Annotated in this window: 15 protein-coding genes; 11 read left to right on the plus strand and 4 right to left on the minus strand. The window is 70.5% G+C overall.

Going from position 1 to position 13,176, the window contains the following annotated elements; genetic code table 11:
• Positions 1-17 precede the first annotated feature (17 nt).
• From rbfA to truB, 3 genes are read left to right on the plus strand one after another with little or no spacing between them, the layout of a single operon-like run.
• A complete protein-coding gene (rbfA, locus tag OG417_RS17560; RefSeq protein ID WP_329256768.1) occupies positions 18-500 on the plus strand; it encodes a 30S ribosome-binding factor RbfA in 483 nt (160 codons plus the stop codon).
• On the plus strand, positions 497-1,525 hold the full coding sequence (locus tag OG417_RS17565) for a DHH family phosphoesterase (protein ID WP_329256770.1): 1,029 nt from the start codon (positions 497-499) through the stop codon (positions 1,523-1,525). Before rbfA ends, OG417_RS17565 begins: the two co-directional genes overlap by 4 nt.
• Positions 1,522-2,388, plus strand: a complete 867-nt coding sequence (gene truB, locus OG417_RS17570; protein ID WP_329256773.1) for a tRNA pseudouridine(55) synthase TruB — start codon at positions 1,522-1,524, stop codon at positions 2,386-2,388. Before OG417_RS17565 ends, truB begins: the two co-directional genes overlap by 4 nt.
• 66 nt (positions 2,389-2,454) lie before the next feature.
• Here truB and OG417_RS17575 read toward each other — a convergent pair whose 3' ends face one another.
• A complete protein-coding gene (locus tag OG417_RS17575; RefSeq protein WP_329256776.1) occupies positions 2,455-2,991 on the minus strand; it encodes a CGNR zinc finger domain-containing protein in 537 nt (178 codons plus the stop codon).
• A gap of 79 nt (positions 2,992-3,070) precedes the next feature.
• Between OG417_RS17575 and OG417_RS17580 the strand changes: the two genes are divergently transcribed.
• The 7 genes from OG417_RS17580 (at position 3,071) to dapB (ending at position 10,124) form a co-directional block, all read left to right on the plus strand.
• Entirely contained in the window at positions 3,071-3,238 is a 168-nt protein-coding gene (locus OG417_RS17580; RefSeq protein WP_329256779.1) for a hypothetical protein, read from the plus strand.
• Between the two features lie 160 nt (positions 3,239-3,398).
• Positions 3,399-4,367 (plus strand): bifunctional riboflavin kinase/FAD synthetase, encoded by a 969-nt coding sequence (locus OG417_RS17585; protein ID WP_329256781.1) that lies wholly within the window; start codon positions 3,399-3,401, stop codon positions 4,365-4,367.
• Positions 4,368-4,583: 216 nt separating this feature from the next.
• Entirely contained in the window at positions 4,584-4,853 is a 270-nt protein-coding gene (gene rpsO, locus OG417_RS17590) for a 30S ribosomal protein S15 (protein WP_285580821.1), read from the plus strand.
• A 224-nt stretch (positions 4,854-5,077) separates the two neighbouring features.
• Positions 5,078-7,417, plus strand: a complete 2,340-nt coding sequence (locus OG417_RS17595) for a polyribonucleotide nucleotidyltransferase (protein WP_329256784.1) — start codon at positions 5,078-5,080, stop codon at positions 7,415-7,417.
• Positions 7,414-8,742 (plus strand): M16 family metallopeptidase, encoded by a 1,329-nt coding sequence (locus tag OG417_RS17600; RefSeq protein ID WP_329256787.1) that lies wholly within the window; start codon positions 7,414-7,416, stop codon positions 8,740-8,742. Before OG417_RS17595 ends, OG417_RS17600 begins: the two co-directional genes overlap by 4 nt.
• Before the next feature lie 189 nt (positions 8,743-8,931).
• The gene (locus tag OG417_RS17605; RefSeq protein WP_329256790.1) at positions 8,932-9,141 is read left to right on the plus strand and encodes a hypothetical protein; all 210 of its coding nucleotides are present in this window, start codon (positions 8,932-8,934) and stop codon (positions 9,139-9,141) included.
• 242 nt (positions 9,142-9,383) lie between these two features.
• The gene (gene dapB, locus OG417_RS17610) at positions 9,384-10,124 is read left to right on the plus strand and encodes a 4-hydroxy-tetrahydrodipicolinate reductase (RefSeq protein ID WP_329256793.1); all 741 of its coding nucleotides are present in this window, start codon (positions 9,384-9,386) and stop codon (positions 10,122-10,124) included.
• Positions 10,125-10,218: 94 nt separating this feature from the next.
• Here dapB and OG417_RS17615 read toward each other — a convergent pair whose 3' ends face one another.
• Positions 10,219-10,818 carry a TetR/AcrR family transcriptional regulator gene (locus OG417_RS17615; RefSeq protein WP_329256796.1) on the minus strand — a complete coding sequence of 200 codons (600 nt, stop codon included), beginning with the start codon at positions 10,816-10,818 and terminating at the stop codon, positions 10,219-10,221.
• Positions 10,819-10,950: 132 nt separating this feature from the next.
• Between OG417_RS17615 and OG417_RS17620 the strand changes: the two genes are divergently transcribed.
• On the plus strand, positions 10,951-11,658 hold the full coding sequence (locus OG417_RS17620; RefSeq protein ID WP_329256799.1) for an SDR family oxidoreductase: 708 nt from the start codon (positions 10,951-10,953) through the stop codon (positions 11,656-11,658).
• 168 nt (positions 11,659-11,826) lie between these two features.
• On the opposite strand, the gene OG417_RS17625 is transcribed toward OG417_RS17620, so the two are convergent.
• Together OG417_RS17625 and OG417_RS17630 are read right to left on the minus strand one after the other, a co-directional pair.
• The gene (locus OG417_RS17625; RefSeq protein ID WP_329256802.1) at positions 11,827-12,231 is read right to left on the minus strand and encodes a hypothetical protein; all 405 of its coding nucleotides are present in this window, start codon (positions 12,229-12,231) and stop codon (positions 11,827-11,829) included.
• A gap of 122 nt (positions 12,232-12,353) precedes the next feature.
• A complete protein-coding gene (locus tag OG417_RS17630) occupies positions 12,354-13,055 on the minus strand; it encodes a hypothetical protein (protein WP_329256805.1) in 702 nt (233 codons plus the stop codon).
• Positions 13,056-13,176: the final 121 nt, after the last annotated feature.

The following is a 13,176-nucleotide window of genomic DNA, read 5'->3' on the forward strand; positions in this document are numbered from 1 at the left end:
CCGATGAAGGAGAGACTGTGACGGACCCCGCGAGGGCTCGTAAGCTCGCAGATCGCATCCAGCAGATCGTCGCGGAGATGCTGGAGCGGCGGATCAAGGATCCGCGGCTCGGTTTCGTCACCGTGACGGACGCCCGGCTGACCAACGACCTGCGGGACGCGACGGTCTTCTACACCGTGTACGGCAGCGACGCCGAGCGCGCGGACAGCGCGGCGGCGCTCAACAGCGCCAAGGGCGTGATCCGTACGGAGGTGGGCAAGCGCACCGGCGTACGGCACACCCCCAGCCTGACGTTCGTGCCCGACGCGCTGCCCGAGAACGCCCGGCAGATCGACGACCTGCTCGCCAAGGCGCGCGCCGCGGACGAGCAGGTGGCCAAGGCCGCCGAGGGCGCCCTTCCCGCAGGGGAGGCCAACCCTTACCGCGAGGCGCGATCCGATGCGGATGTTGACGAAACCGACGGCGACGATGCCGACAACGCGGGATACTCCGGGTCGTGAACTCCCCGCCGGGTAGCGCCGTGGCCATCACCGCCGACGAGTGGCAACGGGCGGTCGCCTCGATCGAGGAGGCCGGGACGGTCTGCCTGGCGTGTCACGTCTCCCCGGACGGCGACGCCCTGGGGTCGATGCTGGCCTTCGCCCAGGCGCTGCGCGTCCTGGGCAAGCCGTTCACCGCCTCGTTCGGCGACGCGTTCGTCGTGCCGCGGATCCTGCGGTTCCTGCCCGGCCTGGACCTGCTCACCGACCCCGGTGACTTCCCGGCCGAGCCGGATGTCATGGTCACCTTCGACGCGGCCAGCCGCGACCGGCTCGGCAGCCTCGCGCCCAACGCCCGCAAGGCGCGCGAAGTGATCGTCTTGGACCACCACGCGTCGAACACCCGGTTCGGCACGACACATCTCGTCGATCCGGGTGCCGCGGCGACCGCGGCGGTCACCGAGCGCCTCATCGACCGGCTCGGCGTGTCCCTCACCCACGACATGGCCCTGGGCCTGTACGTCGGGCTCGTGACCGACACCGGCTCGTTCAAGTACGCCACGACCACCCCCGAGGTCCACGCGCTCGCCGGGAGGCTGCTGGCCACCGGCATCCGGCCCGAACTGGTCGCCCGCGAGGTCTGGGACCGCGCCCCGTTCGGCTACCTGCCCGTGCTGTCCGCGGCGCTCGGCCGCGCCACGCTCGAACCGGACGTGGCCGGCGGCCTGGGCATGGTGTGGACCACGGTCACGCGCGCCGACCGTGCCGCGTACAGCCTGCCGTACGACCTGCTCGAAGGCGTGATCGACGTCGTCCGGCGCACGGACGAGGCCGAGGTCGCCGTCGTCTTCAAGGAGGACGACGAGGGCGCCTGGCAGGTCTCCACCCGCTCCAAGGGGCGCGTCGACGTCGGGATGGCGTGCGTCGCCCTCGGCGGCGGCGGACACCCGACGGCGGCCGGTTTCACCTTGCACGGCGAGGTCCGGCACGCGGTCGAACGCCTACGGGAGCTTCTCGCCGAGATCGAGGTCGTCACCCGCACATGAACGGACTTGTCATCGTCGACAAGCCGGCCGGCTGGACCTCCCACGACGTCGTGGGCAAGCTGCGCCGGCTGGCGGGCACACGCAGAGTCGGCCACGCCGGCACGCTCGACCCCATGGCCACGGGCGTGCTCATCGTCGGGGTGGACAAGGCGACCCGCCTGCTCGGCCACCTCGCGCTCACCGAGAAGTCCTACGACGCGGTGATCCGGCTGGGCCAGTCGACCAACACCGACGACGCCGAGGGCGAGGTCACCGCCACGGCCCCCGCCGCGGGGGTGACCGAGGGGGAGCTGCGCGCGGCGGTGGCCGACCTCACCGGCCCGATCGAGCAGATCCCGCCCCAGGTCAGCGCCATCAAGGTGGACGGACGCCGGGCGTACAAACGGGTCCGCGACGGCGAGGAGGTCGCGCTCAAGGCCCGTAAGGTCACCGTGTACGACTTCGCGCTCGGCGACCTGCGCTACGCCGGTGACGTGCTCGACGTCTCGGCGACCGTCACGTGCTCCAGCGGCACCTACATCCGCGCGCTGGCCCGCGATCTGGGCGCGGCCCTGGGCGTCGGCGGCCACCTGTGCTACCTGCGCCGCACCCGCGTGGGCCCGTACGACCTGTCCCAGGCCCGGACGATCGAGCAGCTCACCGAAGAACTGACCGTCCTTCCGCTGGCCGACGCGGTGTCCGCGGCCTTCCCGCGGCTCGACGTGTCCACCGAAGACGCCCGCAAGATCGCCCACGGCGGGCGCCTGGGCGCGACCGGCCTGGGGCCGGGCCCGATCGGCGTCTTCGGCCCGGACGGCACCCTGCTCGCGCTGATGGAGGAGCACGGCCCGGTCGCCAAGCCGATCGCCGTCTTCGTCCCTTAGCGCCCGTCTCGAAGCCGCCCGCTCAGCAGGACGGCGGGGCTTTGAGACAGGCCCGGGGAGACCGTCTCACTGTTCGCGGCGGCGGGCGCGGTAGGCGGCGACGTTGGTGCGGTTCGCGCAGGCGTCGGAGCAGAACCTCCGTCGCCCGCCGCGCGAGTCGTCGGCGTAGACGCGGTCGCAGCCGGCGGCGGCACAGACCCCGATCCGGTCGATGCCGTGGTCGCAGACCAGCTCCGAGAGGTTCATCAGCGTGGTCGCACGGAACCGGTGCGCCAGCTCGACCTGCGGCGGCGCGTAGTGCAGGTGCAGGCCGCGCTCGTCGTGGTCGGCGAGGTGGGGGTGCATGGGCACGTCCGCGAGCAGGGCGTTCAGCAGCTCCACCGCCCGGTCCAGCGCCTCCGCCTCGAAGACCGCCCGGAGCGTACGTGCCCAGGGGCGCAGGCGCGCCGCGGTGTCCGGGGTGAAGTCCGCCACGAAGAAGCCGTGGTCCGCCAGCACGCCGCGCAGCGCGTCGTCGGTGTCGGCCCCCTCAGCACTCGTCACGGCGTTGACCAGAGCGGCCGCGGCGCCGACGCCGTGACTTTTGTAGCCGGTGACCCGCATCGCCCCATCCTGCCCGACGGTCGAGGTGTAAGCGTTATCATCATATTAATCATTACAGCGATCGCATTGGCGGAATCCGGTGACCGAGTGCCCTGTCTGTGCCTGGCCTGAGTCCGAGCCGTACGAGGTCCTCTCCCGGCACGCCACCTCCGAGGGCCTGGTGACCTACACCCGGTGCGCCTGCGGTGAGGTGCGCGTCAGCCTCCTGCGCTACGGCGTCGCCGAGACCCTTCGCCCGGGGCGCTGACGCGGCGCGACGTCGCCGGAACCGGCCCGATGTCACCCCCGGTGCCCCACCCATGGCACGCTAGGGCGTGTCTCGAAGTCCCCGTCCGTGGCGAGCGGTGCGCGGTAGGACAGCGGTGCTTTGAGACGGGCCCTAGGAGCACCGCGAGAAGGGGTGGACAGTGCGACGTTGGCATGGCCTCGACGACGTGCCCGCAGACTGGGGCAGGTCGGTCGTCACCATCGGCGTTTTCGACGGTGTGCACCGCGGGCACCAGCGGCTCGTCGACCGCACCGCGGAGCTCGCCCGCGAGCTGGGCTCGCCCGCCGTGGTGATCACGTTCGATCCGCACCCCGACGAGGTCGTACGGCCGGGGACGCATCCGCCGCTGCTGTGCACGCCTAAGCGGCGCGCCGAAATCCTCGGTGAGCTGGGCGCGGACGCGGTGATGGTGCTGCCCTTCACCCTCGAGCTGTCCCGCATGGGCCCGGACGAGTTCGTCCAGTCGGTCCTGGTCGACCGGTTGCACGCCGTCCGCGTCGTGGTGGGGGAGGACTTCCGGTTCGGGCACAAGGCCAAGGGCGACGTCGCGCTGCTCCAGGAGCTGGGCGGCAAGTACGACTTCGAGGCCGAGGGAGTGCCGCTCGTCGCCGACGGACGGCCGATCTCCTCGACCCTGGTCCGCGAGCACCTCGCCGAGGGCGACGTCGAGGGCGCCACGCGGCTGCTGGGCCGCCCGCACCGTGTGGAGGGCATCGTCGTACGCGGGGCGCAGCGCGGCCGTGACCTCGGGTTTCCCACCGCAAACCTGGAGAGCCTGCCGCACACCGCCATCCCGCGCGACGGCGTCTACGCCGGATACCTCAACTGCGCCGGCTACGCCGAGCTGCAGGGCGACCGGTCCGCGGGCCATCCGGACGCCCGCTGGCCGGCCGCGATCTCCATCGGCGTCAACCCGACGTTCGAGGGCGGCGAGCGCACCGTCGAGGCGTACGCCCTCGATCGCGACGATCTCGACCTGTACGGCGCGCACGTCGGCGTCGACTTCACCGCGCGGCTGCGCGACACCCTCAAGTTCGACACGGTCGAGGCGCTGATCGAGCAGATGCGCCGCGACGTCGACCGGGCTCGCGAACTCACCCGCGAGTAAGGCCGGTTCACGGGAACACTCCGCCATGACAGGGTGTTCAATCGTTAACGGGCCTCCAGGTTTCACGTGGTACCGTGATTTGCCGCTGGGAAGTGACCGGCAGTAGTCGGCTGCCCGCGCGGGGCGTGATCGCCCACCCACTCGGATGACTGTGGGTACGCATGGTTTCCGAGTGTTTCGACTTGATATCGGCGTACCCGCTAGAGAAGGAGAGCCGTGTCGCTCGACACCGCCGCCAAAAAGAAGATCATGGAAGAGTACGCCACGTCCGAAGGCGACACCGGGTCGCCCGAGGTCCAGGTGGCCGTGCTCACCAAGCGCATCAATGAGCTCACCGAGCACCTGAAGACCCACAAGCACGACCACCACTCCCGTCGTGGTCTGCTGCTGATGGTCGGCCGGCGCCGTCGCCTCCTGCAGTACCTGCAGAAGAAGGACATCAACCGCTACCGTCAGCTCATCGAGCGGCTCGGCCTTCGCCGATAGCGGTCAGAGGGAGCGGCCTCCGCCGCTCCCTCTCTTCGTATTCGTACAACTGAAGGAGCCCGTGACCGCCGCCCCGCGTGCGTCGGGGGCCGGTCCTCGGTAGTGGCCATCGGAACCGGGCGGATCCGACGGCTTCGATCGAAGACCGGCACCTCTCCACAGAGAGTCGCACCACCGGGGAACCGGATGCGGGCCTCCACTGATTCCCAAGGAGGGTTCACATCGTGGAAGGTGTGAAGATCGCCGAAGCCGTTATCGACAACGGCGCTTTCGGCCAACGCACGGTCCGATTCGAAACCGGGCGGCTCGCCCGCCAGGCGGCCGGTTCCGCCGTCGTCTACCTCGACGACGACACCATGGTCCTGTCCGCCACCACCGCGTCCAAGAAGCCGAAGGACAACCTCGACTTCTTCCCGCTCACGGTCGACGTCGAGGAGCGGATGTACGCCGCCGGGCGCATCCCCGGCTCGTTCTTCCGCCGCGAGGGCCGGCCGAGCGAGGACGCGATCCTCACCTGCCGGCTGATCGACCGGCCGCTGCGCCCGTCGTTCAAGAAGGGCCTGCGCAACGAGATCCAGGTCGTCGCCACGGTCCTGGCGCTCAACCCCGAGCACCTGTACGACGTCGTCGCGATCAACGCCGCGTCGATGTCCACCCAGATCGCGGGCCTGCCGTTCTCCGGCCCGATCGGCGGCGTCCGCGTCGCGCTGATCGAGGGCCAGTGGGTGGCCTTCCCGACCCACGGCGAGCTGGAGCGCGCGACCTTCGACATGGTCGTGGCCGGCCGGGTGCTCGAGGACGGCGACGTCGCGATCATGATGGTCGAGGCCGAGTCGACCCCGCACACGCTGGGCCTGGTCGCCGACGGCGCCGCCGCCCCGACCGAGGAGGCCGTGGCCGAGGGCCTCGAGGCCGCCAAGCCGTTCATCAAGGTGCTCTGCCAGGCGCAGAGCCAGCTCGCCTCCCAGGCGGCCAAGGAGACGGCCGAATACCCGATCTTCCTGGACTACCAGGACGACGTGTTCGCCGCCGTCGAGGCCGCCGTACGCTCCGAGCTCGCCCAGGCGCTGACCATCGCGGCCAAGCAGGAGCGCGAGAGCGAGCTCGACCGGGTCAAGGCGCTCGCCGTCGAGAAGGTCGGCCCCGACTTCGAGGAGCGCGAGAAGGAGATCAGCGCCGCGTTCCGCGCGCTGACCAAGAAGCTCGTGCGCGAGCGGGTCATCTCCGAGAAGATCCGCATCGACGGCCGCGGGGTCAAGGACATCCGCCAGCTCACCGCCGAGGTCGGCGTGGTTCCGCGGGTGCACGGCTCGGCGCTGTTCGAGCGCGGCGAGACCCAGATCCTGGGCGTGACGACGCTGAACATGCTCCGCATGGAACAGATGATCGACACGCTCAACCCCGAGCGCACCAAGCGCTACATGCACAACTACAACTTCCCGCCGTACTCCACCGGTGAGACCGGCCGCGTCGGCTCGCCGAAGCGCCGCGAGATCGGCCACGGCGCGCTCGCCGAGCGGGCGCTGATCCCGGTGCTGCCGACCCGCGAGGAGTTCCCGTACGCCATCCGGCAGGTGTCGGAGGCCGTCGGCTCCAACGGCTCCACCTCGATGGGCTCGGTCTGCGCCAGCACGATGTCGCTGCTGTCCGCGGGCGTGCCGCTGAAGCAGATGGTGGCCGGCATCGCCATGGGCCTCATCGGCGAGGGCGACGAGTACGTCACGCTGACCGACATCCTCGGCGCCGAGGACGCGTTCGGCGACATGGACTTCAAGGTCGCCGGCACCCGTGACCTGATCACGGCGCTCCAGCTCGACACCAAGCTCGACGGCATCCCGGCCAGCGTTCTGGCCGGCGCGCTCAAGCAGGCCAAGGGCGCCCGGCTGGCCATCCTCGACGTGATGCAGGAGGCCATCGAGGCCCCCGGCGAGATGAGCCCGAACGCTCCGCGCATCATCACGATCAAGGTTCCGGTCGACAAGATCGGCGAGGTCATCGGCCCCAAGGGCAAGATGATCAACTCCATCCAGGACGACACGGGCGCCGAGATCACCATCGAGGACGACGGCACGATCTACGTCGGCGCCACCGACGGTCCGTCCGCGGAGGCCGCGCGGCAGGCGATCAACTCGATCGCCAACCCGCACATGCCGGAGGTCGGCGAGCGCTACCTCGGCACGGTCGTCAAGACCACGACGTTCGGCGCGTTCGTGTCCCTGCTGCCCGGCAAGGACGGTCTGCTGCACATCTCCCAGATCCGCAAGCTGCACGGCGGCGCCCGGATCGAGAACATCGACGACGTCATCAAGGTCGGCGAGAAGGTCCAGGTCGAGGTCACCGAGATCGACTCCCGCGGCAAGCTGTCGCTGGTGCCGGTCGAGGTGATCGAGCGCGAGGCGGCGGCCGCGGCCGAGGGCGGCTCGGACGCCCCGGAGGCGGCGCCCTCGGGCGACGGCCAGCCGGAGGAACGGCGCGAGAGCCGCAGCGACGGTGAGCGTCCGCGCCGCCGGCGCACCCGCAGCGGCGGCAACCGCGGCGGCGACGGCTCCGACCGCAACTCATGACGATCACCGCACGCGAGCAGAAGCCCGGCTCGACGCACACCGTCCACCCCGGCACCGACGGTGCCGGGGTGGTGCGGCGCACCGTCCTGCCGGGCGGCCTGCGCATCGTCACCGAGACGATGCCGACCGTCCGTTCGGTCGCCTTCGGCATCTGGGCGGGTGTCGGGTCACGCGACGAGTCGCCCGAAGAGGCCGGCGCGTCGCACTTCCTGGAGCACCTGCTGTTCAAGGGCACGCCGAAGCGCACCGCGCTGGAGATGTCGTCGCTGATGGACGCGGTGGGCGGTGAGATGAACGCCTTCACCGCCAAGGAGTACACCTGCTACTACGCGCGGGTGCTCGACTCCGACCTGCCGCTCGCCATCGACGTCGTCTCCGACATGGTCACCTCGTCGCTGATCGAGGATCAGGACGTCGAGGCCGAACGCGGGGTGATCCTCGAAGAGATCGCCATGCACGACGACGACCCGACGGACGCGGTGCACGACGAGTTCGCCGCGGCGCTGTTCGGCGACGTGCCGCTCGGCCGCCCGATCCTCGGCACCGTTGAGTCGATCAGTGGCCTGCCCCAGGAACGCATCGCCGCGTACTACCGGGGACGTTACGTCGCGCCGAACCTCGTCGTCGCCGCGGCGGGCAACCTCGACCACGACGAGGTCGTCCGCCTGGTGTCGGAGGCGTTCGCCTCCCGCCTGGGCGACGCCGGCCGCGGGCCGAATCCACCGCGCACCGAGGGCCCGGGCGCCGCGACCAACCCCGGCGTCCACTCGATCGACCGGCCGACCGAGCAGGCCAACCTGATCCTCGGCACGGTCGGCATCACCCGTACGGACGAGCGCCGCTTCGCCCTGGGCGTGCTGAACGCCGCCCTGGGCGGCGGGATGTCGTCGCGTCTGTTCCAGGAGATCCGGGAGAAGCGCGGGCTGGCGTACTCCGTGTACAGCTACAACTCCCAGTACGCGGACACGGGCACGTTCGGCGTGTACGCGGGCTGCCTCCCGGCCAAGGTGGACGAGGTCCTGGCCATCTGCCGCGACGAGGTCGCCAAGGTGGCCGCCGAGGGCATCACCGAGGACGAACTGGAGCGCGGCAAGGGACAGTTGCGCGGCTCCTTCGTCCTCGGCCTGGAGGACACCGGGTCGCGGATGAGCCGCATCGGCAAGAGCGAGCTCGTGTACGAGAGCCTGCTGTCGGTCGATGACATCCTCGGCCGGATCGAGGCGGTGACGCTCGATGACGTCCGCGCGATCGGCGCGGAGGTCCTCGGCCGACCGATGACACTGACCGTCATCGGTCCGTTCGGAGACCGCGACTTCACGCTGTGAGCCGGGGCCGCCTCAAAGCGCCCGCCGTCCCATCGTGACAGGGAAGCCGGTCCGGGCTCGGCCGACGACCCGACGGTAACGCGTCGAGGCGCCCTCTGGGGCGCCGCTTGACGACACGCCGCCGGACACTCGCCGGCCGACGGCGGGCCGCTCCCGCTGCTATCGCCCTCGCCGGGCAGGCCTCGTGCCTTGCCCCGCGAGGGCGAACGCGTCTCGACCGCGCCGACGGTAAGCCGCAGCCCACGCCCGATCGGCTTCCTGTCCGACGTGTCGTCGCTGCGCGTCGGGCTCGGCGTGGCGGCCGTCCTGGGCCTGCTGATCGCGCGGGCGCGCGGTACGTGCCGATGCGGCGCCTGGTGGCGTTCCGCGGCGAGCGCGAGGTCGAGCGGGACACCGTGACCCTCGCGGCCTGACCCGCCTCACCCGCCCGCCCCGTACGGCCTGACGAACGGCGGAACGGCCCGGCGGCTACTGGAGGAGTCCGCCGGGGCGTTCCTCGGAGCGGTCGCGCAGGCCGGGGCGATGGGGTACGGCGGCCCGGTCGTCCGCCGGCGGGATGTTCGTCGTTGTTTCCGGATCGGCGGAGACGCGGTCGTGGGCGATAGGCTCGGCGCTGCGCCGGAACGAGCGAGAGGGAACAGATGATCAAGGTCGGGGTGCTGGGTGCGCGCGGGCGTGTGGGTGCCGAGCTGTGCCGGGCGGTTGAGGCGGCGGAGGATCTGGAACTCGTGGCCGCCGTGGACGTCGGCGACGCGCGGGATCCGCTCGCTTCCGCGGAGGTCGCCATCGACTTCACGCATCCCGATGCGGTCATGGACAACCTGCGCTGGTGCGTCGAGCACGGCGTGCACACCGTCGTGGGAACGACCGGGTTCGACGAGGGCAGGCTCGACACCGTGCGTGGCTGGCTCGCCGCCCACCCCGGGGTCAACTCGCTGATCGCCCCCAACTTCGCCGTCGGTGCGGTGCTGATGATGCACTTCGCCCAGAAGGCCGCCCCGTTCTTCGACTCGGTGGAGATCGTCGAGCTGCACCATCCGAACAAGGCCGACGCGCCCAGCGGCACCGCCCGCCGTACCGCCGAACTCGCGAACGCCGCACGTGAGAAGGCCGGCGTCGGACGCTCGCCGGACGCGACCACGACCGCCCTCGACGGAGCCCGTGGCGCCGACGTCGGGGGCGTCCGCGTGCACGCCGTACGCCTCGCCGGCCTGATCGCCCACCAGGAGGTGCTGCTCGGCGGCCACGGCGAGACCCTGACGATCCGCCACGACTCGCTGAGCCGCGAGTCGTTCAGCCCGGGAGTGCTCCTGGGCGTCCGGCGCGTCGGCGAACTTCCGGGACTCACCGTCGGCCTGGAGTCCCTGCTGGGCCTCCGCTGACCGTACGAAGGCGGTGCTCGACCCGCTGGTTCTTCCAGATCGAGGGTCAGTGCTGCTCCGCGGACGTTCGTAATCGCGGACGTTCGTAATAGGGTCACGCGGCCGGTTTGTCGACCGCCGCGTCCACCAGGGTGGCGGCGGTGGTGAGGGAGAGCCCGTCCAGGTGCTCGCCCGCTGCGCCCGCCCGAGCCACGGCCCCGTCGTAGAGCATGACCAACTGCCTGGCCAGAGTGTCGGGATCGAGGGCGCCCGCGCGCTCGGCCTCGTCGCGGAAGAAGTCGCGCATGCGGTCCTTGGCCGCGGAGGCCGCGCGGCTCGCCGGATGGTCGACGTCCTTCAGCTCGACCTGCACGGCCAGGAACGGGCAACCGTGGTAGCCGGGTTGCGTGGCGGCCTCCTCCAGCCGCTCGAAGACGTACAGAATGCGCTCGCGCGGCCGGTCGGGGGTGTCGGGCGGCGGTAGAAAGCGGTCGAGCAGGCTCGGCGTGCGGTGCTTCAGGGCCGCGGTCAGCAGCTCGTCCTTGCTCGCGAACAGCTCGTACATCGAGCGCTTGGAGACGCCGGCGGCCTTCGCGAGCGCCTGGATCCCGACGGAGGTCCCCTCCCGGTAGAAGAGCGTGGCCGCGGCGTCGAGCAGGCGAGCGCGGGTTGCCTCTCCCGGAACTGACCGGGCGCCGGTCCGTGATGCGGTCATGTGACTGAGATTACTGCGCTGCGTTCGACATCTAAAACCGATCGGTTTACAGTCAGGAGCAACGAAAACCGATCGGTTTTATATCGCGTGTCGACGCGACACGCCCGAACCCATCCAGGTGGAGGTCACCTCATGAACGTTCACGACTCCGTCGCACTGGTCACTGGAGGAAACCGTGGCCTCGGTGACCGCTTCGTCCGCGCCCTGCTGGAGAACGGCGCGAGAAAGGTTTATGCGGCCGCCCGGGATCCGAGGCGGGTGACCGCTGAGGGCGCGGTCCCCATTGCCTTGGATGTGACCGACCCGGACTCCGTGCGTGCCGCAGCCCGGCAGGCCCAGGACGTCACCGTGCTGATCAACAACGCGGGCTCCAACACCGGCGCCTCTGTCATGGAGGGCGACTTCGCGGACTTTCGCCGGGAGTACGAAACTCACGTGCTCGGCACGCTCGGCGTGACGCGAGAGTTCGCGCCGGTGCTCGCCCGCAACGGCGGGGGCCAGGTCCTCAACGTGCTGTCCGTGCTGTCCTGGCACACGTTCCCGGGGGCCGCCGCCTACTCCGCGGCCAAGTCGGCCGCCTGGTCGGTGACCAATGCCCTGCGACTGGCACTGCGGCCCCAGGGCACTACGGTGAGCGCACTCCACGTCGGCTACATGGACACGGACATGACCCGCATGCTCGACGTCCCGAAGACGGATCCGGCCGACATCGCCCGGATCGCCCTGAAGGCCCTGGAGGAGGGACGCGAGGAGATCATCGCCGACGAGGTGAGCAGGCAGATCAAGACAGGCCTGTCAGGGGACCTGGAGCTGCTCTATCCGCAGCTCGCGTCGCGCTGAGCGGCGACGGGCCCCTCCGCGCCCGACAGCGGTCCCGTCCGGAGCGCCTGTGTCGGCAGCGTGGCCCCTCCATGAGCTTCCGCGGGGCGGCATTAGGGCTACGGGCGGCATGTGTGACGCGTCGCCGGCTGTGTCGCCCGGCCGAAGCCGGGCGACACGGGCCGATGGCTAACGCTCGTCGAGTTTGGTCACCACGACCTTGAGCGTGGTGGCCAGCTCCCGCAGGACCTCGCCGTGGTCTCGCAGAGTCGCCTTGATCTCCGCGAGGTCCCGGCTGTGCTCTTTGAGGGTCTGGCCGTGTTCCCTGAGTGTTTCGCCGTGCTCCTTGAGTGTTTCGCCGTGCTCCTTCAGCATCCGGCCGTGCTCGGTGAGCATCGTGTCGTGGCGTTGGAGGGTGGCGCTTTGCTCCTTCAAGGTCTCCCGGATCTCGTGCGTGTCCACGGCGAGGTCGACGACGTCTCGCCGGAGTGACGCGGTCTCCTGGCGAAGGAGGATCACGTCGGCCTGGAGCCTTCTGGCCGTGGAGTCCGGGAGGGGAAGCGACGTGACGATGTCCTTGACGGTGTCCTCCACGGTCGAGACACGCTCCTCGAGTGAGGGTGACGCGAGCATTATCGGCTCCCAGTGATGGTCGGGGTTTAGGTGCCCTTAAACATACGGAGAGCGATGAGATGATCGCAATCTGTATTCAAAAGTCAGTGGGCCAGCCGGGCGGCCAGATCCGCCACCAGGGCGTGCACCGACTCACTGGAGCCGTACTGCAGGTAGCGCCGTACCCGCCCGAGCGTGTCGACCCGTGACCCTAGGCCGAGGCCGGCGCGCATGTGCAGCGGGCCGGACCGGCCGGGCGGCCCCAGCCACCACATCGCCTCGCGCGTGTGGTGGCGGAGCACCTCGCCCGCGTACGCTCCGGCCAGCACGGCGAGGTCGCCGTCGGAGAAGCCCGTGTCGACGTCGCCGGGAAGCAGCCCCTGGACGCGGCGGCGTTCCTCCAGCGCGTCGTCGAGCAGCACGAGCGAGTCGATCGATCCGTCGAGCCCGTGTTCGGCGGCGAAGCTCGCGGCGTTCGCGGCCTGCAGGGAGTCGAGGTCCGGCGACCCGTCGTGCAGGTTCGGGTACCGCGCCGGGCGCCCCGCCGCCGGGCGCGGCCCGGAGGGGCCGAGAGTCATCGCCGCGATGTCGCGCTCGCGCAGGAACCGCAGCACGCTCGACGGCGGCTCTCCGGCGCTGTGCAACAGGATCGTCCAGCGCTGCCCCTGCCCTTCGAGCCGCTCCGCGTGCGCGCGGATGTGGGCCAGCTTGATCAGGAGCTGTACGTGGTCGAGCGCCTCGCGCTCCGGTGGCCAGTCCTCCGACAGGATCCAAAGGCCCTGGTCGCCGTCGGGCTCTCCCGTCACGAGGTCGACGTTTTCAAGGTCGGCGAGGCCCAAAGGGTGCACTCCGTAAGGGGGGAAGTGTCGCTGCGGTGTGCATTGTCCCGCCCTGAGGGCTTCCACGCACTGCGACCCGCCGTCACGT

The sequence above is a fragment of the Actinoallomurus sp. NBC_01490 genome, assembly GCF_036227085.1.
Lineage (GTDB): Bacteria > Actinomycetota > Actinomycetes > Streptosporangiales > Streptosporangiaceae > Actinoallomurus > Actinoallomurus oryzae.